The sequence below is a fragment of the Streptomyces subrutilus genome (assembly GCF_008704535.1).
Taxonomy (GTDB): domain Bacteria; phylum Actinomycetota; class Actinomycetes; order Streptomycetales; family Streptomycetaceae; genus Streptomyces; species Streptomyces subrutilus.
Map to the genome: position 1 here is coordinate 1072407 of NZ_CP023701.1, position 21615 is coordinate 1094021.

The window sequence follows — 21615 nt, forward strand, 5'->3', positions numbered from 1 at the left end:
GGACCCGACCGCCCGTGCTCACCGCCCGCTTGACCAACGCGAACGTCGTCACCATGGACCCGGCGCACCCGGTCGCGCACGACATCGGCATCTGGAACGGCCGCGTCGTCGGGCTCGACGATGCCGTGACGGGCCTGCCGGCCCGCGAGGTCGTCGACCTCCAGGGGGCCACCGTGCTCCCCGGGTTCATCGACAGCCACGTCCACCTGGCCTGGGCCGGGCTCAAGGCGGCCACCCCCAGCGTGGCCCCCTGCACCCGGGCCGCGGACGTCCTGGCCGTGGTGGCCCGGGCCGCCGCCGAGCGGCCGCCCGGCGCCTGGGTCGACATCGCCGGGTACGACCAGCGGGCGCTGGGCCGGCACCTGACCGCCGCCGAGCTGGACGGGGTCGGCGGCGGCCGCAAGATCTTCATGCTGCACGACTCGGGCCACGGCTGCGTGGTCAACAGCGCCGTGCTCGACCTGCTCCCCGCCTCGGCGGCAGAGGGCGGGGGCTTCCTCGCCGAGAGCGCCATGACGGCCGCCCGCAGACTGCGGCTGCCGTACTCCCAGGAGGAGCTGGCCGACGCGATCGAACGCGCCGGCCGGCAGTGCCTCGCCGAGGGCATCACCGCCTGCGCCGAGGCGGGGATCGGCGGCGGGCTGCTCGGCCACAGCCCGGTCGAAGCGGGGGCGTACCAACTCCTGCGCGAGCAGGGCCGGTTGCCGCTGCGCGTGCAGCTGATGGCGGCCGGGGACACCCTGCGCCCCGTCGCGGCCCACGCGGGCGACGGGATACCGCGGGCGCTCGACCTGGGACTGCGGACCGGTTTCGGGGACGACTGGCTGTCGGTCGGCGCCCTCAAGGTCTACACCGACGGCGGCATGATGGCCCGTACGGCCGCGCTGACCGGTCCGTACGTCGGCACGGACACCAGCGGTGAACTCCAGGACACCCCCGAGCGGATCACGGACCTGATCGTCGACGGCCACCTGGCCGGATGGCAGCTGGCGGTGCACGCCATCGGGGACCGGGCCGCCGATCTCGCCCTGGACGCTCTGGAGCGGGCCCAGCGGCTGCGGCCCCGGCCGGAGGCCCGGCACCGGATCGAGCACGCCGGCCTGATCCGCCCCGACCAGCTCCCCCGGTTCGCGGCGCTCGGCGTCGCCGCGGTGGTCCAGCCGAACTTCCTGCGGTACTTCGGCGACGACTACGCGACGGTCATGGGCCCCGAGCGGGCGCCGTGGATGTACCGGGGCCGGGGCTTCCTCGACCACGGCGTCTCCCTGGTCGGCAGCTCCGACCGGCCGGTGACGGACGGTTCGCCGCTGCGGGCCGTCCAGTTCATGGTGGAGCGGGCCTCGCTCTCGGGCCGGGCGATCGGCCCGGCCGAGGCGGTCACGGTCGACGAGGCCCTGTACGCCTACACCGCGGCCGGTGCCCGTGCCTGCCACTGGGAGCACGCCGCGGGCACCGTGAGCCCGGGCAAGCGCGCCGACCTGGTCGTGCTCGGCGACGATCCGAGGCGCGTGGAGACCTCCCGCATCGGCGGCATCGAGGTCGTCGCGACGTACGTGGACGGCGTGCGCACGACCCACCCGGGCGCGCCCTGAGGCCGGTTCGGGCTGCGGGAACCGGCCACGGCGGCGGGCCGGCCACCCGGCCGCTCCGGGAGCGGTCGGCCCCTGGGAGCGGACGGCGGGGGCCGCGTCGCCGTCCGGTCAGGTCGCCACGCGCCCGGGCTCCCGGTCCGGGACCACGGTCGTCCCGCGGCCGTCCCCGTGCCCGTCGGGGCCGCCGAGCACGGCCCGCAGCAGGGCGTGCGGCTCGCGGCCGTCGAGCACGTGCGCCGAGCCGACGCCCTCCCGGACCGCCCGCAGGCAGCCCTGCATCTTCGGGAGCATCCCGCTGACCAGCCCGGGCAGCAGCACCTCCAGCTCGGCGGCGGTCAGCCGGTCGATGACCTCGGTGCTGTCCGGCCAGTTGGCGTAGAGGCCCGCGACATCGGTGAGCACGACCAGCTTCTCGGCACCCAGGGCCTGCGCCAACGCGGCCGCCGCCAGGTCGGCGTTGACGTTGTACACCTGTCCGTCGCCGCCCCGGGCCACCGGGGAGACGACCGGGATGCGGCCGCGGTCCAGCAGCGCGAGCACGGTCTCGGGGTTCACGTCGACGACGTCGCCGACCAGCCCGATGTCCACCGGCTCGCCGTTCACCCAGGCGGGCCGCCGCTCCGCGGTCATCGTGTGCGCGTCCTCCCCCGTCAGCCCGACGGCGAGCGGGCCGTGCCGGTTGATCAGGCCCACCAGCTCCCGCTGGACCTGCCCGGCCAGCACCATCCGGACCACGTCCATGATCTCCGGCGTGGTGACCCGCAGCCCGGCCTCGAAGCGCACCTCCAGGTCGAGCCGGTCCAGCAGCGCACTGATCTGCGGTCCGCCGCCGTGCACGACGACCGGGTGCAGCCCGGCCCGCCGCATCTCCACCACGTCCTCGGCGAAGGCCCGTTTGAGCCGCTCGTCCACCATGGCGTTGCCGCCGAACTTGACCACGACCGTACGGGGCCGCGGCGGCGCGGCGACCCGTACGGCCGGCGTGCCGCCGGGGGCGGGGACGCGCGCCCGGGGCACTGTGATCACGGCGGACTCTTGCGCGGGGGTCAAGGTCACGGAGCCACTCCATTCGTGCGCGGGTCCGGGCGCGACACCGATGCCCGCACCGGCTCTGCGCCCGCCCGCTCGACAGCCCGTACAGAACGGCACTTAGGTTAGCCTAACTTCACCGGAACCGCGGGCCCGGCCCGGATCGCGACCGGCGGGCGACACCCACGGCCCCTCCCTCCCCCTCCTCCCCGACTCCCGCCCGAACGGCAGGACGAACGAACCCGACAGCCGGAGGGCGGTCCGACGACGCGCGACCGCGGCCGGGCCGCGCACCTCCCCTCCCGCCGAACGCGGCTGATCTGCCGGAACGGGGGCAGGAGAGCGGGGATACGGAGGGAGGTTCCGGATGCCCGGAATCCACAAGTGGCTCGACCGCGTGAAGGACGGCGCGGTCGCGCTCGGGGAGCGTCGCGCCCAGATGCAGGCGCGCCGAGACGCGGAGTACGAGGCCGAGGCCGCGCGGGAGAGGGCGGCGGAAGCCCGCCGGGCCCGACCCCGTACGCCGGATCCGGCCCGGGCGGTGCCCTGGGGCGTGCGGGTCGCGGCGGAGGCCGGCTGGCGGTTCCTGGTGCTGGCCGCGACGCTGTGGGTGCTGATGCGGGTGATCGGCGCCGTGCGGCTGGTCGTCCTGGCCTTCGTCATCGCCCTCCTGGTCACCGCGCTGCTCCAGCCGACGGTGGCCCGGCTGCACCGCCGGGGCCTGTCGCAGGGGCTCGCCACCGCGTTCACCGCGATCTTCGGTTTCGTGGTGCTCGGCCTGGTCGGATGGTTCGTCGTCTGGCAGGTGCTCGACAACCTGGGCGACCTCTCCGGGCGGGTGCAGGAGGGCATCGAGGAGCTGAAGCGCTGGCTGCTGAACAGCCCGTTCCACGTGACCGAGCAGCAGATCAACGACATCGCCAAGAACCTGAGCGACGCGATCGGCACCAGCACCAGCGAGATCACCTCCACGGGCCTCCAAGGGGTGACCGTGCTGGTGGAGATCCTCACCGGCATGCTGCTGGCGATGTTCTCCACGCTCTTCCTGCTGTACGACGGCAAGCGCATCTGGGAGTGGACGCTCAACCTGGTGCCGGCCGACGCCCGGCCGGGCGTGGCCGGTGCGGGTCCGCGCGCCTGGCGCACGCTCACGGCGTACGTGCGCGGCACGATGATCGTCGCGTTCATCGACGCCCTGTTCATCGGGGTGGGCATCTACTTCCTCGGGGTGCCGCTCGCCGTGCCGATCGGCGTGGTCATCTTCCTGGCCTCCTTCGTGCCGCTGGTCGGCGCCGTGGCCTCCGGTGCGCTCGCGGTGGTCGTCGCGCTCGTCACGCAGGGCGTGTTCACGGCGCTCATGGCCCTGCTGGTGGTGCTGCTGGTCCAGCAGATCGAGGGCCACGTGCTCCAGCCCTTCATCCTGGGACGGGCCGTGCGGGTCCACCCGCTGGCCGTGGTCCTGGCCGTCGCCACCGGCGGCCTGGTGGCCGGGATCGGCGGGGCCGTCGTCGCGGTGCCGCTGGTCGCCGTCGCGAACACGGTGACAGGCCACCTCCGTGCCTACGCGCGCGACGAGCACGAGGAGGACGGCTCCGAGGACGCGGACGACCCGGCGCCCGCGCCGGTCGCCGTCGCCGAGCAGGCGCCGGGCCAGACCCCGTAGCCCCGCCCCGGACGGTCCCGGGGAGCGTGCCCGGTCGACGTGACGTCGACCGGGCACGCTCCCCGGGACCTTTGCGTTCCACGGTCAGCGCGCGGGAGGGCGCGGGGCGCCGCCCTCCTCCGGGGCCGCCTCCAGTGAGCGCTTCAGGCGTCGGAGCGTCGTGTCCATGCCGGAGCGGTTGGTGCGCACCCGAGCCGCCGGCGACGTCCCGGCGACGGCGGCGCCCAGCAGGTCAGCGACCCTCCCTCGCGCGCCCCGCCGCAGGTCCTGCCAGTACTGGGTGACGCACGTGGACCCCGGGCCCTCGGTACCGAGGCCGTCCGGACCGGCCGGGGCCAGGCGGAACCCCCAGGTGGCGAGGGGCAGCCCGGCGATCGACACCCGGAAGGCGAACTCCGTGGGAGCCACCGCCGTGGTGACTCGGCAGAAGGTGAACCAGAGGCGCGGTCCGTTGCGGTTGAACCCGACGAAGGAGGGCCGGGTGCCGCCCCTCCCCCGGAAGACCAGGACCCCGACGCACTCCGGACTCCACCGCGCCATCCGCCGGACGTCGCGGAGCGCCGCGTAGACCCGCTCGGGGGGTGCGTGGATCACGACGGACGCGTGCAGCTCCCGCGTCCGCGGGGACGGGCCGCCCGGTCCGCCGGTCGTCGTCACGCGCGCCCCCTCAGCGGCCGGTGTCCGCGGTCGCCGGCGCGCAGGCGCACGCGGCGCCCGCGTCCGGGCCGGGGCAGCAGCGGGCGGCGGGCACGGCCCTCGCGAGGGGCGGCCCCTGGGGCAGCGGGGCGGGCGGGGCGTCCGCCGTACGGTCGGGCTGCCATCCGGGCCGGCCCACGAGGTGCCGCACCCGGTCCTGCCACCGCGTGGCCCGCGCCAGGTCGCGGCCGATGGCGGCGTACTCGTGGGAGACGACGCGCAGGGGGTTGTAGGTGTCGATGTTCTTGGTGAGCCCGTACACGGGGCGTTCGGTCTCCTCGGCCCACGTGCCGAACAGCTGGTCCCAGATCATCAGGATGCCGCCGAAGTTGCGGTCCAGATAGCCGCCTTGGGAGGCGTGGTGCACGCGATGGCTGGAGGGGGTGTTGACGACCCTTTCGACGAGGCGCGGCAGCCGTCCGATGCGGTCGGTGTGCAGCCAGAACTGGGTCAGCATGTTGATGCCGCCGCACAGCAGGATCGCCCAGGGCGGTACGCCGAGCAGGACCAGGGGGATGTAGAAGAGCTGCGAGGTGAGGCCCGTCCAGGGCAGCCGGACCGCCGTGGAGAGGTTGTAGTTGAGGCTGGAGTGGTGCACCACGTGGCTGGCCCACAGCACGCGCACGAGGTGGTGTTCGCGGTGCATCCAGTAGTAGCAGAAGTCCTGGGCCAGCAGGATCAACGGGAAGGTCACCCAGGTGACCTCGATCCGCAGGGGGGTGAGGGCGTACAGGCCGACGAAGACGGCCAGCGCGATCGTCTTGTAGAGGACGTCCACGGCGGCGGCGCCCAGACCCACGGTGAGGCTCGTCGCGGTGTCGCGGACGCCGTAGCCGCTGGCGTTCTCATCGGGGTGGAGCCGGTAGTAGACCATCTCGATGACGATCAGCAACACGAAGAGGGGGGCGGACAGGGCCAGTAGGGACGTGTTTTCCATCAGGATCTCCTATCGGAGCGATGCGCTCCGACAGGAGTATCGGAGTGCAACGCTCCGACAGGCAATAGGTTGGACGCATGAAGAAATCAGACGCGGGGGGAATCCGGGCCGGCGGCCGCTTCGGGCGGCAGGCCGAGGCCGAGCGCAACGACGTCCTGGTCCTGGACGCCGCCCGGGCCGTCTTCGCGGAACAGGGCCCGGACGCACCCGTGTCCGCGATCGCCGAACGGGCGGGCGTGGGGATCGGCACCCTCTACCGGCGGTACGGCAGCAAGGAGCAGCTCCTCCAACGGCTGTGCGCCACCGGCATCGCGCAGACGATCGCCGAGCTCCGGCGCGCCCTGGCGGCGGAGGGCTCGGGCTGGGACGCCCTGGCGCTCTACGTGTCCGCGGCGATCGACGCCCGGGCGGGAGCGTTCGCCGGCCTGGCCGGGACGTTCAGCCTGCCGCAGGAGGTGTCCGCCGCCAACGAGGAGGCCCGGGCGCTGGCGGAGCGGCTGCTGGGCCGGGGGCTCGACGACGGCACCGTCCGCGCCGACGTCACCACGCTCGACGTCGTCCACGTCATCGAGCTGTTCAGCCGCTACCCGCGCCGCAGCGAGGACGACGAGCACGCGCGCCGCCGGATGGTGTCCCTGACCCTCGACGGCCTGCGCGGCGCCCATTGCGGCCTGCCCGGCCCCCGCCCCGACTGGGCGGCCTACCAGCGCACCTGGGACGCCCCGGCCGCCCCCGCGTGACCTGCGGACCCCGGCGCCCGCCGCGCACGCACGGCCGAGGCCCGGCACCCCGCGCGGTGCGGGGTGCCGGGCCTCGGCCGTGCGTGCGCGTGCGCGGCGGGTCAGGTCCGGCTGCGGCCCGCGATCAGGCGGTAGAGCAGGAGGACGATGACCGAGCCGACCACGGCGGCGATCCACGTCGAGAGGTGGAAGAAGCCGTTGATGGAGTCGACTCCGAAGATCACCTTGCCGAGCCAGCCTCCGAGGAGGCCGCCGACGATGCCGATCACCATGGTGAGCAGGCAGCCGCCGGGGTCGCGTCCCGGGGTGATGGCCTTGGCGATGGCTCCGGCCAGCAGGCCGATCAGGATCCAGGCGATGATGCCCATGTCATGCCTCCGGTCAGCGGCCGAACTCGGCCAGGAACGTGGTGCAGAAGGCTTCGAGGTCGTCGGGCTTGCGGCTCGTGACCAGGGTGTTGGGACCGCCGGTGCACACCTTGACCTCCTCGTCGACCCAGGTGGCGCCGGCATTCGTGAGGTCGGTGCGCAGGCTGGGCCAGGAGGTGAGGGTGCGACCGCGGACCACGTCGGCCTCGATCAGCGTCCAGGGCGCGTGGCAGATCGCCGCGACCGGCTTGCCCGCGTCGAAGAAGCCGCGGACGAACGCCACGGCGCGCTCGTCGAGCCGCAGGGCGTCGGGGTTGGCGACGCCGCCCGGCAGCACGAGGGCGTCGAAGTCGCCGGCCGAGGCCTCGTCGAGGGTCACGTCGACCGGGAAGGTGTCGCCCTTGTCGAGGTGGTTGAAGGCCTGGACGCGACCGGGCTCGGGCGCCACGAGCCGAGGGGTGCCGCCGCTGCCGGCCACGGCCTTCCACGGCTCCGTCAGCTCGACCTGTTCGATTCCCTCGGACGCCACAAGAAACGCCACACGCATGTGAAGGCCCTCTCTGATCTGTTCGCTTCGTACGGTTATGTCCTCCGTATGACCCGCAATCCATGGTTGCAAACCCTTGCAAACCCACCAGAGAGACACATCAGGTCCGCAGCCCCGCGGGCGCCGGCGCCGAGGGCGGCGCAGCACGGGGCGGGGGCGGTGACCCGTGTGGTCACCGCCCCCGCCCCGTGCACGTGCGTCCGGTCAGACGCGGTGCGGCCCGTCGTAGTAGCCGCCCACCTGTCGGTGGTAGTCCGCGTTGCCGAGGTGCTTCTCCTTGTCGAACTCCGGAGCGTCCTTGATCTGCTCCTTGGTCCGGTCCACGTAGATCTTCCGGTCCTCGGCGTCGATGCGGCTGACCGTACCGGCCGGCAGCAGGACCTCCTTGCCGAAGATCCACGGACCGGTGTCGACCACCAGGTAGGCGGAGCCGACCTCGTCGGAGTGCTTGTCCACCTTGCCGATGGAGCCGTCCGTCGCCTCGACCTTGTAGCCCGTCAGATCGGCACCGGCCAGACGGCCGGACGTCTCCCGGTAACCCCACACATTGTCAGTCATGCGAACAACTCCTTTGCTCACTCGTCGTACCAGCGGCCGCTTTCCCGTGGAATTCGAGAATTCCCCGGGGCGCGGTGCCCGCTGAAAACCGTGTGCCCTGGACCGGAGATGTCACACACCGGCAGGGGTGAAACTTTGCGAATGCCGCCCGGAACGGCCTCTACCAGCGGTACCAGCGGCCGCTGCCGCCCTTCGGACGGGCGACGAAACCGATCAGCCACAGCACCAGCACGGCGATGGCGACCCACCAGAGGATCTTCACCGCGAAACCGGCACCGAAGAGGATCAGGGCGAGCAGAAGAACAAGAAGCAGGGGAACCATAGTTATCAACCTCCGAACGATCGAATGCCCCCTCGCCCCCCTGTCATGCGCACGGAACTTACTTGTTTCTTATTGCCGTGACGGGGAATTGGCGATCGTTTCGCATGCCGGTCCCGCGCGCGCCGGCGCCCTCCGCTCGCTGCGCCTCTCGGCCCACCCGGCTCACTCGGCGTCGCCGGTCCGGTCCGCTGCGCCCCGTGCGCCCCGCAGGAACAGGGCCACGAGGTCCCGCGTGGCCAGCGGTTCGGGTGAGCCGGGGAGTGTTGCCGGTGTCAGCAGCGACTGGAACGCGTCCGCCAGGCGCTGCGGGGGCAGGCACAGGCCGTCGCGCTCGGCCGTGAACAGCGCCACGAGCGCGGTGCGCACCCGGCCGAACTCCGCGTCGAGCACGGGGTGGCCGGCGAGGGGGCCGTGGATCTCGTACGGCATGGCCGCGCAGACCAGCCGCATCCGGGCCGCCTGTGCGCGCAAGGCCTCGGCCGCGGCGGCGAGGCGGGCCGCGAGGGGTTCCTCCGGATCGCCGGAGGCGATCGACTCGGCGGTCCGGCCCGGCTGTACGGCCGCGATCACGCACTGCGCCAACAGGGCCTGCTTGTCGGCGAACGCGGCGTGGACGGCTCCCTGACCGAGGCCGGCGGCGCGGGCGATCATCGAGGTGGTGAGCGCGGTCGCGCCGTGCCGGACGAGCAGCGGAACGGCGGCCGCCACGATCAGCGCGCGGACCTCGGCGCTCCCCCCGGCGGTCCCGCCCGGACCCGCACGCCGGCTCCCGCTCCGGCCGCCCTCCGCGCCCGCTCCCCCGTCCGCGGCCCCTTCGCGGTGCGCGGGACCGGGGACCCGCGGCGGCTCGCCGGCCGCGTGCGCGGCCCGTACGCCCCCGGCGGGCTCCGCCGCGCGCTCCCCTTTGCGGCCGCGGCCCGCGGTCACCCGGCTCCGTACGGGCCGTACCGGCCGTACGCGCCGCCGCGCCTCCCGGCCAGCACCGCGGCCCCGGCCGCGAGCCAGGTCGACGCGTAGAGCCAGCCCCCGAGGACGTCGGTGGGCCAGTGCACCCCGAGGTAGACGCGGCTGAGGCCCACCGCCACGGCCCAGCAGGCCGCCAGGGCGAGGACGGCCGGCAGCACCCACGGGGCCCGCCGGGCCCGCGCGCGCGCCGCGCCCCGTGCGGCGGGGCCGGTCCGGGCCGTCGCGGGGCCCGCCGCGCAGCGGGCGCCCCAGGTCAGCAGTCCGGCCGCGAGCGCGGAGGTGGTGGCGTGTCCGGACGGGTAGGCGTACCCGGAGGCGTACACCGCCCAGTCGGGGAGGGGCGGACGGGGCCGCGCGACGGCGTACATGATCCCGTAGCGCACGCCCTGGGCGACCAGCAGGAAGCCCAGGGCCCCCGCGGCCGCGGCCGGTCGGCCCCGGGTGCCCCGGCCGGCCGCGAGTCCGGCGGCGAGGGCGCACAGGTAGGGGACGGGGCCGCTGCCGGTCGCCGTGAGCCCGCGGGCCAGGGCCGCGGGGACCGCGGGCCGGTGCCGTACGGACCACGCGTGCAGCGCCTCGTCGAGCGGGTAGGGCGCGCCGGACCGGGCCACGACGAGCGCGGTGAGGACGGCGAAGGCCGCCGCGCAGCCGGCCGCGACCAGGGCCGGGCGCCGGGCCGGTGCGGGGACGCCGGTCCTCACCGGGCCGCGACCAGGGGCCGCAGCGGGGTGCGGGCGAGCCGCCCGACGGCGGGGGTCGCGCGGCGGGCGGCCCGGATCAGCGGCCAGGACACGGCCGCGCCCACGGCGAGGCCGAGGAGCACGTCGTGCGGATAGTGGGCGCCGACCCAGACGCGGGAGGCGGCCATCAGCAGCGCGGCCGGCACGGCGAGGGCGGCGATCCGGCGGTCGACGGCCCACAGGGCGGTCGCCGCGGCGGCCGCGACGGCGGCGTGGTTGCTGGGCAGGGACCAGTCGCCGAGCGGCGGGCACGCTTCCAGCGTCAGGGTGTGGAGGGTCTGGCAGGGCCGCTGCTCCCGGAAGACGGACTTGATGCCGGTGTCCACCAGGAAGGCGGCGCTCACCACGAGCGGCGCGGCCAGCGCCATCGCGGTCCGCGCCGGATCGGCGGCCGCCCGGGCCCGCCACCAGGCGGCGAGCATCAGCACCGCGAAGAGCGCGAGCCCGTACGTGGACCAGCCGGAGACCAGGCCGTCCAGCGGAGCGGGGGCGCGCCGGGCGAGGTCGGTGGTCCAGACGTACAGGTCCCCGTCGACGGAGGAGCCGTCCAGGGCGAGCGGGGTGAGGGGGGTGAGCGGGGCGGCAGTGGTCATCGCGGGCCTCCGTTCGCGGTGCGGCTCCCCCGTCGGCGGACCGCCTCGACCACCAGCGGGGTGAGGGAGACGAGGACGACGAGGACGACGATCGGCAGGAGGTAGCGGTCGACGTCGGGCACCGAGGAGCCGAGGGCGTATCCGGCCAGCACCAGGCCGACCGTCCAGACGAGTCCGCCGACGACCTGCCAGAGCGCGAAGACGCGGGCCGGCACGCCGAGGGCGCCGGCCATCGGGTTCAGGACCGTGCGCACGATCGGCACGAACCGGGCCAGCACGATGGCCTTGGCGTGTCCGTAGCGGCCCAGGAGCTCCTCGGCCCGCTCGGCTCCCTCGTGGAGTTTGCGGCTGCGGCTGCGGGCCAGCAGGGCGCGGCCACCGCGCCGTCCGATGAGGTAGCCGGCCTGGGCACCGAGCAGGGCGCCGGCCACCGCCGCGCCCAGCACCTGGGGCAGCGAGAGGTGGACGGGGCCGTGATGAGCCGGTACGCAGAGCAGGCCCGCGGTGAAGAGGAGCGAGTCGCCGGGCAGGAAGAAGCCGATCAGGAGGCCTGTTTCGGCGAACAGCACGGCCGCGACACCGAGCGCGCCGAAGGCCGAGAGCAGGGAGCCCGCGTCGAGCAGGTCGACCGCCTGCGGACCCGGCGCCCGTGGACCGAAGGCCTGCGGACCGAACACCGGTGACGCCGCGGCGAGGAGGGACAGGACCATGTCGAACAGCTCCATGGGATGAGGGCCGGGGCCGGCACGACAGCCGCCGACCGACGACTACAATCATGTAGACGGTCTACGCTACTGTAGACGACCGCTGCCGGGACCGAGCACCGCCCGGCGGGCCGCACGACCGCGACGACCGCGACGACCGCGACGACCGCGACGACCGCGACGACCGCGACGACCGCGACGACCGCGACGACGATCCTGTCCCGCCGCCACGCAATGGCGGCGGTGACACGCGCGCACCCCGGCCGCGGCTTCGCCCACCCGCCGGCCGAGGACCCGTACGGCCTCACCGCGCCCGGCGCACGCCGCATCACCGCGCGCCGCCCTGCCGACGGGCGCCGCGGCCCGGTCCCGTACGGAGCGGCACCGGAGGAGCCGGCCGGCACCACGACGGCAGGCCCCGTGCGCGCAGGCGCGAAGCCTGCCCGCACGGGGCCTGTTCGTGCCGGGACCGCCGGCGAGGTCACGGCTGGACGAGGGAGTCCTTGTAGTAGACGGACGCCTTGCGCTGACCGCCCGTCTCGCCGGAGGCGAAGCCCATGCAGAGGCGGTACACCTCGGGGTTGCCGGGCTGCGGGATCTGGACCGCCAGGCCCTCGGGCTCGCGGAAGGGGAGGGTGTAGCCGGCCTTGGAGTGGAAGGTCCTGACGATCTGCCCGGTGTTCAGATCCACGGACGTGAGGTGGGTGTTGCCCTCCCCCGGGGCGGAGATGAGGATCTCGGGGGTCGCCTCGTTCTTGTCGTGGTCCTGCATCGTGCCGTACGAGTTGCCGTGCAGCAGGTACAGGTAGCTCCCGGCCGCCGCGTAGCCCTGGAAGGACGGGTAGCCGAAGCGCGCGCGGTCGATGGCGATCGCGGGCTCGGCGATCTCGGCCAGCGGCGCGGTGAAGTCGCCGGCCCGGGCGGCGGCCAGGTCGTAGAGGCGGTAGCGCATCCCGCCCAGGGAGTAGCGGACCACGAGGCGGTTGGTGATCGGGTCGATGCTCGCGGTGTTGTTCACGCTGCCGGGTACGGGGGTGAACTTCTGGAGCGAGGCGTTCGTCGCGTCCAGCGGCGTGGCCGAGCTGGCGAACCTGAAGCGGCACAGCCGGCTGCCGCGGCTGGTGCCGTTCTTCACGTCCTGGACGGCGTCGACCTCGGTCCACAGGTAGGTGCTGCTGCCGGAGGGCTCGACGCCGATGCTCACGCCGTGGCCGAACCCGCGCAGGTACATGGAGCCGGTGATCCTCCCGGTGCCGCTGCCGTCCGCAGCGTCGGCGCCCAGGGTCCACTCGGTGATCGACAGGTCGCCGTGGAGGTCGCGCGTGGCCCCGGACACGGCCGCGGACTCGCCCGGGAGCTTGCGTCCGCCCTGGATGAGCTGGGCCACGTAGAGGCGGCGGTTGACGTTGTCGAAGCCTATGGACTGCAGCACGGTGCCCTCGTGCAGGGTCTCCTCGCGGAAGTAGGCGGGGCCGGTGTTGCCCTCGACCCGGATCAGCTTCGAGGCGGGCAGACCGGCAGCGGCGGCGCGCGCCGTCCCGGTCGCGGAGCCGAGGCCGGCGGCGGCCAGGGCGGCCGCACCGGTCAGGGTGAGGAGGTGGCGCCGGCTGATCTGCAATTCGTTCATGTGGTGTTCGATTCCCTGGTGTTGACGAAAACTGCCTCATCCTTTCAGACCGCGCGGCGGCCGGGCCGGGGCCGGCGCGGGCCCTCGGTCGGGGCGGACCGGCAGGTCGGAGATAGCCTGGCCGGATACGACACCCCGGGAACGCAGTCCGGCCCGGGCCGGAGAGGGAGTCCCCGTGAGCACGCCCACCCCGTTGGAAGCGGCCCGCGCCGCCGCGGCCGCAGTGCCCGATCCGCAGCCGGGCGGCTGGGCCGCGCACCTGCACGCGGCCCTCGCCGAAGTGGACCGGCTGACCGGCCTCCTCGCCCGCGGCACGGAGGCCGGAGCGGGTCCGGCGCCGCGGGAGGCCCGTTCGCCGGTGGAGCGGCGGCGCGCCGAGCTGGAGACCGGGTTCGCCGACGTGGCATGGGCGGTCGGCATGGTGCTCTGCCCCGCCCGCGAGCACTGCACCAGCGGGCGGCTCGACCAGCTCTTCAAACCCCTGGACGACGGGCGCCTGCCGATGCACTGGGACGAGCTCTCGGGCGCCACCTGCCCCGGCGCCGGCCGGCAGCCGACGACCCCGCCGCTCGCGTCCCGCCCGGACCCCGCCTGAGCACGCAGACAGCGCGGATGCGGCGCGGAGCGGCGGCGCGGCGGGAGCACGAGGGCACTCGGGAACACGATGAAGAGGTAACAAAGACTGCCCCCGCCCCCCTATGCCCCCTTCGCCGCTTTCGCCCGGCACCCGCCTCCCGATAATCGGGACATGCCGCATGTGCTGCTCATCGAGGACGACGCCTCCGTACGCGACGGAATGGAGCTCGTGCTGCGCCGTCACGCGTACGGGGTCGACACCGCCGGCACCGGCGAGGAGGCCCTCGCCCTGCTGGCCGGAGGGGCCGGGCGGCGCGTGGAGCTGGCCGTCCTGGACCTGATGCTGCCGGGCATCGACGGGTTCGAGGTGTGCCGGCGGCTGCGCGCCTCCGGCTCGACGATCCCCGTCATCATGCTGACGGCCCGCGGCGACGACCTCGACGTCGTGCGGGGCCTGGAGGCCGGCGCCGACGACTACGTCGTCAAGCCCGTCACCGCCCCCGTGCTGGAGGCCCGCATCCGGGCCGCCCTGCGCCGGTGCACGGCCCCCGCACCGGCGCCCGGCCCGTACGAGGACCACGCGGGCCTGGGCATCGACCGCGCCGGCCTGACCGTCACCCGGACCGGCACCCGGGTGGCCCTCCCGCCGACCGAGCTGCGGCTGCTGCTGGAGCTGTCGGCCTCCCCCGGCCGGGTGTTCACCCGCGAGCAACTGCTGGAGTCGGTCTGGGACCACAGCTACCTCGGCGACTCCCGGCTGGTCGACGCCGCCGTCGGCCGGCTGCGGGCCAAGATCGAGGACGTGCCGGCCCGGCCCCGGTACGTGCAGACCGTACGGGGCTTCGGCTACCGCTTCGGGCCCCTGTGAACCGCCCCGCCCCCGGCGCCGTCCGGCGGGCGTCCGCCCGCGGGCTTCCCTTCGGCGGTCTCCGTACCCGCCTGATCGCCGCGTTCGTGCTCGTCGCCGTGGGCAGCGCGGGCACCGCGACCGCCCTGGCCTACCGCGACGCCCGCACCGCCGTCCTCACGCGGGCGCAGAACACGGCCGCGAACGACTTCCGGGCCCGGCTCGGCGAGGTGGCCGGGCAGTTCGACCTGCCCGCCGACCGGGCCGCCCTGGACCGCTTCGCGGCGGAGGTCGCCCGGCGCCTGCCCGGGGCTCCGGCCGTCGAGGCGGTCTACGGCGACCTGACCGCCGCCTCGGACGCGGACGCCGACCGGACCCGGATCACGCAGGACCTGCGGCAGGCCGTGCGCTCCGGCGGCCGGCTGCGGTTCCAGCGGGTGGAGCACGCGGGCGAGCCGTACCTCGTGGTCGGCACGCCCGTCACCTACACCGAGGACGGCAGGCCCTCCGGGCTGGACGCTTACATGATCACCTCGCTGCGCGCCGAACAGGAGGACACCGGGGCGCTGCTCGTCAGCGTGCGGGACGGACTGCTGCCCGTCGTCGCGGTGGCCGCCCTGCTCGCGCTGGTCGCCGCCCGTACGGTGCTGCGTCCCGTGCGCGAGCTCTCCCGCGCCACCCGCGGCCTCGCCGACGGAACGCTGTCCTCGCGCGCCCCGGTCCGCGGCCGTGACGAACTGGCCTCCCTGGCCCGCACGTTCAACGAGACCGCCGACGCGCTCCAGGCCACCGACGCGGAACTGCGCGAACAGGAGTCCCGGGCCAGGCAGTTCGCCGCGGACGTATCGCACGAGCTGCGCACCCCGCTGGCCGCGATGACCATGGTGGTGACCGTGCTGGACGAGGAGGCCGACGCCGGGACCCTGCCGGCCGACGCCGAGCAGGCGGCCCGCACGGTGAGCGCGGAGACCGCCAAGCTGACCCGGCTGGTGGACGACCTGATGGAGATCTCCCGCTTCGACGCGGGGGCGGCCGTCCTGCACACCGCCGACACCGACCTGACCGGGGCGGTCCGGGCCGCCCTGGCCCTGCGCGGCTGGGCGGATCGGGTCACGCTGCTGACCCCGGAGCGGCCGGTGGGCGTGGTGTGCGACCGGCGCCGGGTCGACGTGATCGTGGCCAACCTCGTGGGCAACGCCCTGCGGCACGGCGCCCGGCCGGTCGAGGTGGCGGTCGCGGAGCACGGGCCGTGGGCCGTGGTCCGGGTACGGGACCGGGGGCCCGGCCTGCCCCCGGAGGCGCTGGCGCACGTCTTCGACCGGTTCTGGAAGGCCGATACGGCCCGCGTACGGTCGAAGGGCCTGGACGGCAGCGGTCTCGGCCTGGCCATCGCCCGGGAGAACGCCCACCTGCACGGCGGCACCCTGGAAGCGGCCGGTGCGGCCGGAGGTGGCGCCGAGTTCACCCTGCGCCTGCCCCTCCGGCCGGAGCCCGGCGCGCGGGGTGGCGCGGGGGGTGGCCGGTGAGGCGCGCGGCCCTGCCGGCCGCGCTGCTGGCACTGCTGGTCGCGGCCGCCTGCGGGCCGACCGGGGCGCACGGGGTGAAGCGGCTGACCGGGTTGGCCGGTGTGACGGCGACGGGGGTGCTCGACGGCGGCGAGCCCGCCTCCGGCATCACCCGCGGCCTGCGCGTCTACTTCGTCGCGGACGACGGCCTGCGCCCGGTGCCCCGGCCGGGGCCGCCGCTCAAGGACCTGGCCACGGTGGTCAAGCACCTGATGGCGGGGCCCACCGAAGTGGAGCAGCGGGCCGGTTTGACGACCCTGGTGCGCGGGGGCTCGTACGAGGTCACCGGGAAGGGGGCCGAGATCGACGTGCAGATCACCCGGGTCGTCTTCGACGGCGGCGGTTCCGACGAACTCGTGAGCGGCCAGCTGGTCTGCACCCTGGCGCGGGCCCAGTCGCAGCTGGTGCCCGGGATCCGGCCGGACGAAGTGCGGGTGACCCTGGGGAACCAAGGCCCCTTCACCTGCGCCGACTTCCGCAAGAACTGACCGTGCCCGGCCTGCGGCCGGGCCTCAGGCCGGCGCCGCCCCCGCCGCGGTCCGGTAGGGGCGGAAGAACGCGCGCAGTTCCTCGGCGTAGAGCTCGGGCTCCTCGAACGCCGCGAAGTGGCCGCCCCGCGCGGGCTCGGTCACCCGCACGGTGTTCGCGGTGCGCTCCAGCCAGGCCCGGGGCGGGCGGACGACGTCGCCTGCGAAGATCGAGAAGCCGGACGGCACGTCGACCCGGCGGGCGTGCTGCGCGGGCGGAATCGCGGCGTTGGCGCGGTACATGCGCATGGACGAGCCGATCGTCCCCGTCAGCCAGTAGAGCGTGACGTTGGTGAGGATCTCGTCCTTCGTGAAGCTCCGCTCGACGTCTTGGCCGCAGTCGCTCCACGCCCGGAGCTTCTCGACGATCCACGCGGCGAGCCCGGCCGGTGAGTCGTTCAGTCCGACCGCCGCGGTCTGGGGCTTCGTGCGGTGCACGGCGGCGTAGGCGCCCTCGGTCGCGCCCCAGGCGGCGGCGCCCGCCAGCCAGGCCCGCTCCTCGGGCGCGAGGTCCGCCGGGTCGCCGGCGAAGACGGGCAGTCCCGCGTCGGTGCGGTGCACGGCCACGACCCGGTCGGGGTGGTCCAGCGCGAGGTAGCGGCTGACGTGGCTGCCGACGTCCCCGCCCGCCGCGCCGAAGCGGTCGTACCCGAGGACGCCCATGAGTTCGGCCCAGAGCCCGGCGACGGCGACCGCGTCGAGGGGCGCACCGGTGGGCCGGTCGGAGTAGCCGAACCCCGGCATGTCGGGGACGACCACGTCGAACGCGTCGGCGGGGTCGGCCCCGTGGGCGCCGGGGTCGGTGAGCAGCGGGACGACCTTCGTGTAGCGCCAGAACGAGTCCGGCCAGCCGTGACTGAGGACGAGCGGCAGGACGGGCCCGGCCGGTGCGACGGCCCGGGCGTGCACGAAGTGGATGCCGAGGCCGCCGAGCGGCAGCCGGAACCGCGGCAGCCGGGCGAGCGCGGCCTCCTGGGCCGGCCAGTCGAAGCCGTCCGCCCAGTAGGCGACGAGTTCGCGCAGGTAGCCGAGGTCCGCTCCGAGGGACCACCCGGCGTCCTCGGGCACATCGGGCCAGCGGGTGGCGCGCAACCGCGCGCGCAGGTCGTCGAGCGCGGCGGGGGTGGCCGACGCGCTGAACGGCTCGGGGCGGGGAGAGGCGTCCGGCATGGGCCGCATCCTACGGTCCGCGCCGGGCCCGGCGAAGGCCCGACACCGGCCCGGCCGCCCCTCGGGGGCCCCGCCTAGTCGGTGGGTTCCTGCGGTGGCGGGCTCGCGGACGGGCCCGATCCGGACGGGCCCGCGCCGTCGGATCCGGCGGGCGTCGCGGTGTCCTCGGCATCCGGTGCGGGGGCCGGGTCCGGGGTGCGGTCGGGGTCCGGCGCGGAGGGCTCGTCCGCGGCTCCGGCGCCGTCCGGTGCGGCCGATTCCTCCCCGTCGGCGGTCGGCTCCTCGCCGGGCCCGGTCTTCCGGGGCGCGGTGGGCTCGGAGGTGCGCGTCCCGGCTCCGGGCAGGTCGGGGGCCTGCTGCTCGCGGGTGGGCGGGAGGTCGGGAGTGACCGGGTGGCGGCTCTCGGGAACGGGCGGCGGCAGTTCGGGGCCCTGGTTCGGTTTCATGTTCTCTCCTCACGGCGTGCTGACCGCCTACCCCCGAACCGGCGCTTCACCGCACCGCGGAAGTCGCCGCCCGGCAGGCCGCCCTCGACGCGCTCGTGGCGACGTACGCCCCGGAAGCGGACAAGGACGGCACCCGGCTGGTGGCGATCCGTCTCGATTGAGCCGACCGGGCCGGGGGGACGGCGCGTGGAGCGGCCCGCCTCTGGCTACAAACATGATCACCGGGCATGCTTCCCCCATGGAAGATGCGAACATTCCGGCCCCCGCGGCCGGCCCGCTGGGGCGTCAGTACGCCAGCGGGCCGTCCTGGGTCGTCGAAGCCCACGGCGACGTGGACATGGAAACCCTCGAACCGCTGGAGGCCGCCCTCACCGCGGCCGCGGCCGTCCACGGCCTGCTGGTCCTGGACGCCACCCGCGTCACCTTCGCCGACTCCTCCTGCCTGAACATGCTCATGCGGGTGCGGCGTCTCGTCGAACTGCGGATCGTGGCCCCGTCCGGACGGCTCATGCGCATGCTGGAGCTGACCGGCGCGGACCAGATCCTCGCCGTCCACCCGGACGTCACGGCCGCGACGGCGACCGCCCAGACCTGACCCGCTCCGGCCCGGCCCTGCGTCACGCGGTGCGCCCGCCCCGCGGCGCGCCCGTGACCGGCCGGCCTCCGCGCCGGGGCCCGTTCGGCGCCCGCCTCAGGCGGAGGAGTGCCACCGGTCGAGCCGGCGGGTCACCGGTGTGGCGCAGACGCCGTGCACGACGACGGACAGCAGGACGGTGAAGGTCACGACCGCCCACAGTTCCCGGGCCGGTACCCCGAAGTCGCCCTCCCCCAGCGCGTACGCGAGGTAGAAGAACGATCCGATGCCGCGGATGCCGAACAGGGCGATCACCGCGCGCTCCTGCCGGTCCGCGGCGCCCGCCGCCTGGACGGCCCAGCCGGTCAGCGGCCGGATCACCAGGAAGAGCGTCAGCGCGAGCAGGGCGCCGCGCCAGGTCAGCGCCGCGAGGCCGCCGCCGGCGATGTAGCCGCCCACCAGGAAGAGCACGACGGCGGTGAGCAGCCGCTCGACCTGGTCCATGAAGGCGTGCATGACGCGTTGGTACCCGTGGGCGCGTTCGGCGGCGCGGATCGTGCAGGCGGTGGCGAAGACGGCGAGGAACCCGTAGCCGTGCAGGAGTTCGGTCAGTCCGTACGCGGTGAAGGTGGCGGCGAGGGCGGCGAAGCCCTCGCGGTGTTCTGCCAGCCGCAGGGCCCGCCAGCCGGCGCGGAAGAACATCCGCCCGAGGAGCCGGCCGACCGCGATCCCCGTGCCGAGGCCGACGGCCGCGCGCAGGAGGACGTCGCTCCAGGCCCAGTGCCACACCCAGGCCGTGGACCAGCCGGAGCCGGAGGCCGCGGCGATGGCCAGCGCGGCGAGGACGAACGGGAAGGCGAGGCCGTCGTTGAGCCCGGCTTCGCTGGTGAGGGCGAACCGGGCCTCGTCCTCGTCGTCCTCGTCGTCGGTCGGCTCGCCGACGCGGACCTCCCCGGCGAGGACCGGGTCGGTGGGGGCGAGCGCCGCGGCCACGAGCAGGGCCACGGCGGGCGGCCAGTCGAGGAGCCACCAGGCGGCCGCGGCGGTCAGCAGGATGGTCAGCGGCATGGCCAGGCCCAGCAGCCGCCAGGTGGTGGACCAGGTCCGCAGCCCCACCGGCCGGTTGATGGCCAGCCCGGCTCCCATCAGGGCCACCACGACGCAGACCTCCGTCAGGTGCTCCACCGTCTGGCGGTCGCGCACCGGGTCGAGGTCGGGCAGCACGTCGAAGGGCAGCAGGTAGACGAGGAACCCGGCGGCGAGGAACACCATCGGGGTGGACAGCGGCCGCTTGGCCAGCGCCGCGGGGAGGACCGCGGCGCACAGGGCGCCGGCTCCCGCGCAGGCGTAGAGCAGGTCGGTCGTCGTCAGTTCCACCGTGCGACGCCCTTCCCGATCGAACCGCTGTCCGACCGCGCCTGCCCTGCGCGGTCCGCTTCACACTCCCGATCCCGCCCCGGCCCCGGCCAGTCGCCACAGCGGCGGTGCGTGCCGCCGCGGGCGCCCCGCGCGCAGCGTGCCGAGCAGGGAACGGGCCTCGGCGTCGTCCAGGTCGAGCTCCTCGGTGATCCGGCGGGTGGTGACGTACGCGAGACCGGCGGCCAGCAGTCCGCGCTCCCAGTCGGCGAAGCGGGCCAGGACGGTCGCGGGGTCCCGGGCCGGGCGGCCCGGGCCCGGGGTCCCGAGTGGCGCGGTCCCGGGCGGGGCGGCCCCGTTCGGCGTCGTGGCCTGCCGGGGCGCACCGGACCGTGCCGCGCGGTGTCGTTCGCGTTCGATCTCCGAGAAGCCGCACACCGCGCGGGAGGCCTCCTCGGCGTCGTCCAGGCCGGTGCAGCCGGCCAGTGCGCGGGCGAGCGGGTTGAGGGCGAGGGCGCGTTCCAGGGTGAGGCGGTGGACTTGGCGGGCCGCGTCGTCGAGGAGGACCGGGCGCGGGGCGTCCCGGGTTCCGCACACGCCGCGTATCCCGCGGGCCGCCGCGACGAGCAGGGCGCTCGCCTCCGAGGGGTGCCAGTCGAAGACGCCGCGCACGCCCTCGGTGTGGGCGGCGGTCAGCGCGAAGGACGGCTCGCCGAGCCGGGGCAGCAGGTCGGGCAGGGGCACTTCGTTGTCGAGGCCGGGTCCGGCCACGAGGACGGCGGTGGCGATGCCCGTCGCCGCGCATGCGGCGAGGGCCAGGGCGTCGCCCAGCGGGCTGCGCAGCGTGGGTTCGTCGCCGTTGGCCACGATGTCGCCGCCCACGTCCACCAGGTCGATCCGGTCGGCCCCGCACCAGTGGGCGGCGGCGGTGATCTGCCGGGCCAGTCCGAGCGTGCCCCCGTACGGGTCGAGCAGGCCGATCCGGGGCCCCAACTCGGCTGCCAGGCGCGGGATCAGGGAGCCGGCCGGGGCCACGGGCGCGGTCGCCGCGGTGACCAGGGCGAGGTCCCGAGCGGCGGTTTCGGTGCCGGTGAAGTCGGCGGTCCGGCGCGGACCGGGGACGGGGTCGACGACCAGTCGCTCCCATGCGTAGGTCAGGACGAGGGCGGGTGCGTCCGCTCCGTGCAGTGCCCTGTGGACCATGGCCGCGGTGATGGCGTCACCGCCACCGCCGGCGGCGATGAGAAGTCGCTTCATGCGGTCACGGAACCCCAACCGGCGGGCGCGCGCCACCACGCCTCGGCCTGCGGGACGGACCCGGCAGCCGTACATTCCGGGGCAAGGGGGGAGATCACCGACCGGCTCGCGAAAAGTGCATATGAACCTCCATGGTGTCATTCCGGTTTTATGCGGATCGCACTAAAGAGATCGGCCCGAGCACGACCCTAGGGTGACGCCGTGTCACGTAAAGC

General features: G+C 74.9%; 24 protein-coding genes. 8 read left to right on the top strand and 16 right to left on the bottom strand.

What is annotated here, in order from left to right:
* Positions 1 to 14: 14 nt before the first annotated feature.
* A complete protein-coding gene (locus CP968_RS04540) occupies positions 15 to 1592 on the top strand; it encodes an amidohydrolase (protein WP_150516752.1) in 1578 nt (525 codons plus the stop codon).
* Between the two features lie 108 nt (positions 1593 to 1700).
* Here the strand turns inward: CP968_RS04540 and argB are convergent, their stop codons facing one another.
* A complete protein-coding gene (gene argB, locus CP968_RS04545; RefSeq protein WP_373304052.1) occupies positions 1701 to 2615 on the bottom strand; it encodes an acetylglutamate kinase in 915 nt (304 codons plus the stop codon).
* A gap of 373 nt (positions 2616 to 2988) precedes the next feature.
* Between argB and CP968_RS04550 the strand changes: the two genes are divergently transcribed.
* Positions 2989 to 4284 (top strand): AI-2E family transporter, encoded by a 1296-nt coding sequence (locus CP968_RS04550; protein ID WP_150516753.1) that lies wholly within the window; start codon positions 2989 to 2991, stop codon positions 4282 to 4284.
* Between the two features lie 84 nt (positions 4285 to 4368).
* Here CP968_RS04550 and CP968_RS04555 read toward each other — a convergent pair whose 3' ends face one another.
* Together CP968_RS04555 and CP968_RS04560 are read right to left on the bottom strand one after the other, a co-directional pair.
* A complete protein-coding gene (locus CP968_RS04555) occupies positions 4369 to 4941 on the bottom strand; it encodes an SRPBCC family protein (RefSeq protein ID WP_150516754.1) in 573 nt (190 codons plus the stop codon).
* A 10-nt stretch (positions 4942 to 4951) separates the two neighbouring features.
* The gene (locus tag CP968_RS04560) at positions 4952 to 5917 is read right to left on the bottom strand and encodes a sterol desaturase family protein (RefSeq protein WP_150516755.1); all 966 of its coding nucleotides are present in this window, start codon (positions 5915 to 5917) and stop codon (positions 4952 to 4954) included.
* Between the two features lie 77 nt (positions 5918 to 5994).
* Here CP968_RS04560 and CP968_RS04565 point away from each other — a divergent pair, with 77 nt between their 5' ends.
* Entirely contained in the window at positions 5995 to 6657 is a 663-nt protein-coding gene (locus CP968_RS04565; RefSeq protein ID WP_150516756.1) for a TetR/AcrR family transcriptional regulator, read from the top strand.
* A 101-nt stretch (positions 6658 to 6758) separates the two neighbouring features.
* Here CP968_RS04565 and CP968_RS04570 read toward each other — a convergent pair whose 3' ends face one another.
* From CP968_RS04570 to CP968_RS04610, 9 genes are all read right to left on the bottom strand, one after another.
* Complete coding sequence (locus tag CP968_RS04570; protein ID WP_150516757.1) at positions 6759 to 7025, bottom strand: GlsB/YeaQ/YmgE family stress response membrane protein; 267 nt, start codon at positions 7023 to 7025, stop codon at positions 6759 to 6761.
* 13 nt (positions 7026 to 7038) lie between these two features.
* On the bottom strand, positions 7039 to 7572 hold the full coding sequence (locus CP968_RS04575) for a type 1 glutamine amidotransferase domain-containing protein (protein WP_150516758.1): 534 nt from the start codon (positions 7570 to 7572) through the stop codon (positions 7039 to 7041).
* A gap of 204 nt (positions 7573 to 7776) precedes the next feature.
* Positions 7777 to 8130, bottom strand: coding sequence for a PRC-barrel domain-containing protein (locus tag CP968_RS04580; RefSeq protein ID WP_150516759.1), 354 nt, complete (start codon positions 8128 to 8130; stop codon positions 7777 to 7779).
* A gap of 160 nt (positions 8131 to 8290) precedes the next feature.
* The gene (locus tag CP968_RS04585) at positions 8291 to 8452 is read right to left on the bottom strand and encodes a hypothetical protein (protein WP_037792689.1); all 162 of its coding nucleotides are present in this window, start codon (positions 8450 to 8452) and stop codon (positions 8291 to 8293) included.
* 162 nt (positions 8453 to 8614) lie between these two features.
* On the bottom strand, positions 8615 to 9379 hold the full coding sequence (locus CP968_RS04590) for a TetR/AcrR family transcriptional regulator (RefSeq protein WP_167536759.1): 765 nt from the start codon (positions 9377 to 9379) through the stop codon (positions 8615 to 8617).
* On the bottom strand, positions 9376 to 10119 hold the full coding sequence (locus CP968_RS04595; RefSeq protein ID WP_229886312.1) for a phosphatase PAP2 family protein: 744 nt from the start codon (positions 10117 to 10119) through the stop codon (positions 9376 to 9378). Before CP968_RS04595 ends, CP968_RS04590 begins: the two co-directional genes overlap by 4 nt.
* Entirely contained in the window at positions 10116 to 10751 is a 636-nt protein-coding gene (locus tag CP968_RS04600) for a phosphatase PAP2 family protein (RefSeq protein ID WP_150516761.1), read from the bottom strand. The genes CP968_RS04595 and CP968_RS04600 overlap by 4 nt, the downstream gene beginning before the upstream one ends.
* The gene (locus CP968_RS04605) at positions 10748 to 11461 is read right to left on the bottom strand and encodes a DedA family protein (protein WP_150521718.1); all 714 of its coding nucleotides are present in this window, start codon (positions 11459 to 11461) and stop codon (positions 10748 to 10750) included. The genes CP968_RS04600 and CP968_RS04605 overlap by 4 nt, the downstream gene beginning before the upstream one ends.
* Positions 11462 to 11936: 475 nt before the next feature.
* A complete protein-coding gene (locus tag CP968_RS04610) occupies positions 11937 to 13082 on the bottom strand; it encodes a phage baseplate protein (RefSeq protein ID WP_229886316.1) in 1146 nt (381 codons plus the stop codon).
* A gap of 175 nt (positions 13083 to 13257) precedes the next feature.
* Between CP968_RS04610 and CP968_RS04615 the strand changes: the two genes are divergently transcribed.
* The 4 genes from CP968_RS04615 (at position 13258) to CP968_RS04630 (ending at position 16558) form a co-directional block, all read left to right on the top strand.
* Complete coding sequence (locus CP968_RS04615; RefSeq protein ID WP_150516762.1) at positions 13258 to 13677, top strand: hypothetical protein; 420 nt, start codon at positions 13258 to 13260, stop codon at positions 13675 to 13677.
* Between the two features lie 153 nt (positions 13678 to 13830).
* Positions 13831 to 14526 carry a response regulator transcription factor gene (locus tag CP968_RS04620; protein ID WP_150516763.1) on the top strand — a complete coding sequence of 232 codons (696 nt, stop codon included), beginning with the start codon at positions 13831 to 13833 and terminating at the stop codon, positions 14524 to 14526.
* Positions 14523 to 16031 (top strand): sensor histidine kinase, encoded by a 1509-nt coding sequence (locus CP968_RS04625; protein ID WP_150516764.1) that lies wholly within the window; start codon positions 14523 to 14525, stop codon positions 16029 to 16031. Before CP968_RS04620 ends, CP968_RS04625 begins: the two co-directional genes overlap by 4 nt.
* Positions 16028 to 16558: a GerMN domain-containing protein gene (locus CP968_RS04630; protein WP_229886318.1), complete on the top strand. Its 531-nt coding sequence runs from the start codon at positions 16028 to 16030 to the stop codon at positions 16556 to 16558. The genes CP968_RS04625 and CP968_RS04630 overlap by 4 nt, the downstream gene beginning before the upstream one ends.
* A 24-nt stretch (positions 16559 to 16582) precedes the next feature.
* On the opposite strand, the gene CP968_RS04635 is transcribed toward CP968_RS04630, so the two are convergent.
* Together CP968_RS04635 and CP968_RS04640 are read right to left on the bottom strand one after the other, a co-directional pair.
* On the bottom strand, positions 16583 to 17767 hold the full coding sequence (locus CP968_RS04635; RefSeq protein ID WP_150516765.1) for an epoxide hydrolase family protein: 1185 nt from the start codon (positions 17765 to 17767) through the stop codon (positions 16583 to 16585).
* A 74-nt stretch (positions 17768 to 17841) separates the two neighbouring features.
* A complete protein-coding gene (locus tag CP968_RS04640) occupies positions 17842 to 18213 on the bottom strand; it encodes a hypothetical protein (RefSeq protein WP_150516766.1) in 372 nt (123 codons plus the stop codon).
* A gap of 238 nt (positions 18214 to 18451) precedes the next feature.
* Between CP968_RS04640 and CP968_RS04645 the strand changes: the two genes are divergently transcribed.
* Complete coding sequence (locus CP968_RS04645) at positions 18452 to 18808, top strand: STAS domain-containing protein (protein WP_150516767.1); 357 nt, start codon at positions 18452 to 18454, stop codon at positions 18806 to 18808.
* Positions 18809 to 18904: 96 nt separating this feature from the next.
* Here the strand turns inward: CP968_RS04645 and CP968_RS04650 are convergent, their stop codons facing one another.
* Together CP968_RS04650 and CP968_RS04655 are read right to left on the bottom strand one after the other, a co-directional pair.
* Positions 18905 to 20164 carry a cation:proton antiporter gene (locus CP968_RS04650; RefSeq protein WP_373304047.1) on the bottom strand — a complete coding sequence of 420 codons (1260 nt, stop codon included), beginning with the start codon at positions 20162 to 20164 and terminating at the stop codon, positions 18905 to 18907.
* Positions 20165 to 20224: 60 nt separating this feature from the next.
* Positions 20225 to 21400, bottom strand: a complete 1176-nt coding sequence (locus CP968_RS04655) for a DUF1152 domain-containing protein (RefSeq protein ID WP_150516768.1) — start codon at positions 21398 to 21400, stop codon at positions 20225 to 20227.
* Positions 21401 to 21615: the final 215 nt, after the last annotated feature.

Excerpts from the sequence above, each read along its gene's own strand:
- CP968_RS04610 (WP_229886316.1), bottom strand. The coding sequence starts at position 13,082 with ATGAACGAATTGCAGATCAGCCGGCGCCACCTCCTCACCCTGACCGGT.
- CP968_RS04640 (WP_150516766.1), bottom strand. The coding sequence starts at position 18,213 with ATGAAACCGAACCAGGGCCCCGAACTGCCGCCGCCCGTTCCCGAGAGC.
- CP968_RS04550 (WP_150516753.1), top strand. The coding sequence starts at position 2,989 with ATGCCCGGAATCCACAAGTGGCTCGACCGCGTGAAGGACGGCGCGGTC.
- CP968_RS04575 (WP_150516758.1), bottom strand. The coding sequence starts at position 7,572 with ATGCGTGTGGCGTTTCTTGTGGCGTCCGAGGGAATCGAACAGGTCGAG.
- CP968_RS04565 (WP_150516756.1), top strand. The coding sequence starts at position 5,995 with ATGAAGAAATCAGACGCGGGGGGAATCCGGGCCGGCGGCCGCTTCGGG.
- CP968_RS04655 (WP_150516768.1), bottom strand. The coding sequence starts at position 21,400 with ATGAAGCGACTTCTCATCGCCGCCGGCGGTGGCGGTGACGCCATCACC.
- CP968_RS04645 (WP_150516767.1), top strand. The coding sequence starts at position 18,452 with ATGGAAGATGCGAACATTCCGGCCCCCGCGGCCGGCCCGCTGGGGCGT.
- CP968_RS04580 (WP_150516759.1), bottom strand. The coding sequence starts at position 8,130 with ATGACTGACAATGTGTGGGGTTACCGGGAGACGTCCGGCCGTCTGGCC.
- CP968_RS04560 (WP_150516755.1), bottom strand. The coding sequence starts at position 5,917 with ATGGAAAACACGTCCCTACTGGCCCTGTCCGCCCCCCTCTTCGTGTTG.
- CP968_RS04585 (WP_037792689.1), bottom strand. The coding sequence starts at position 8,452 with ATGGTTCCCCTGCTTCTTGTTCTTCTGCTCGCCCTGATCCTCTTCGGT.
- CP968_RS04570 (WP_150516757.1), bottom strand. The coding sequence starts at position 7,025 with ATGGGCATCATCGCCTGGATCCTGATCGGCCTGCTGGCCGGAGCCATC.
- CP968_RS04600 (WP_150516761.1), bottom strand. The coding sequence starts at position 10,751 with ATGACCACTGCCGCCCCGCTCACCCCCCTCACCCCGCTCGCCCTGGAC.
- CP968_RS04635 (WP_150516765.1), bottom strand. The coding sequence starts at position 17,767 with ATGCCGGACGCCTCTCCCCGCCCCGAGCCGTTCAGCGCGTCGGCCACC.
- CP968_RS04620 (WP_150516763.1), top strand. The coding sequence starts at position 13,831 with ATGCCGCATGTGCTGCTCATCGAGGACGACGCCTCCGTACGCGACGGA.
- CP968_RS04605 (WP_150521718.1), bottom strand. The coding sequence starts at position 11,461 with ATGGTCCTGTCCCTCCTCGCCGCGGCGTCACCGGTGTTCGGTCCGCAG.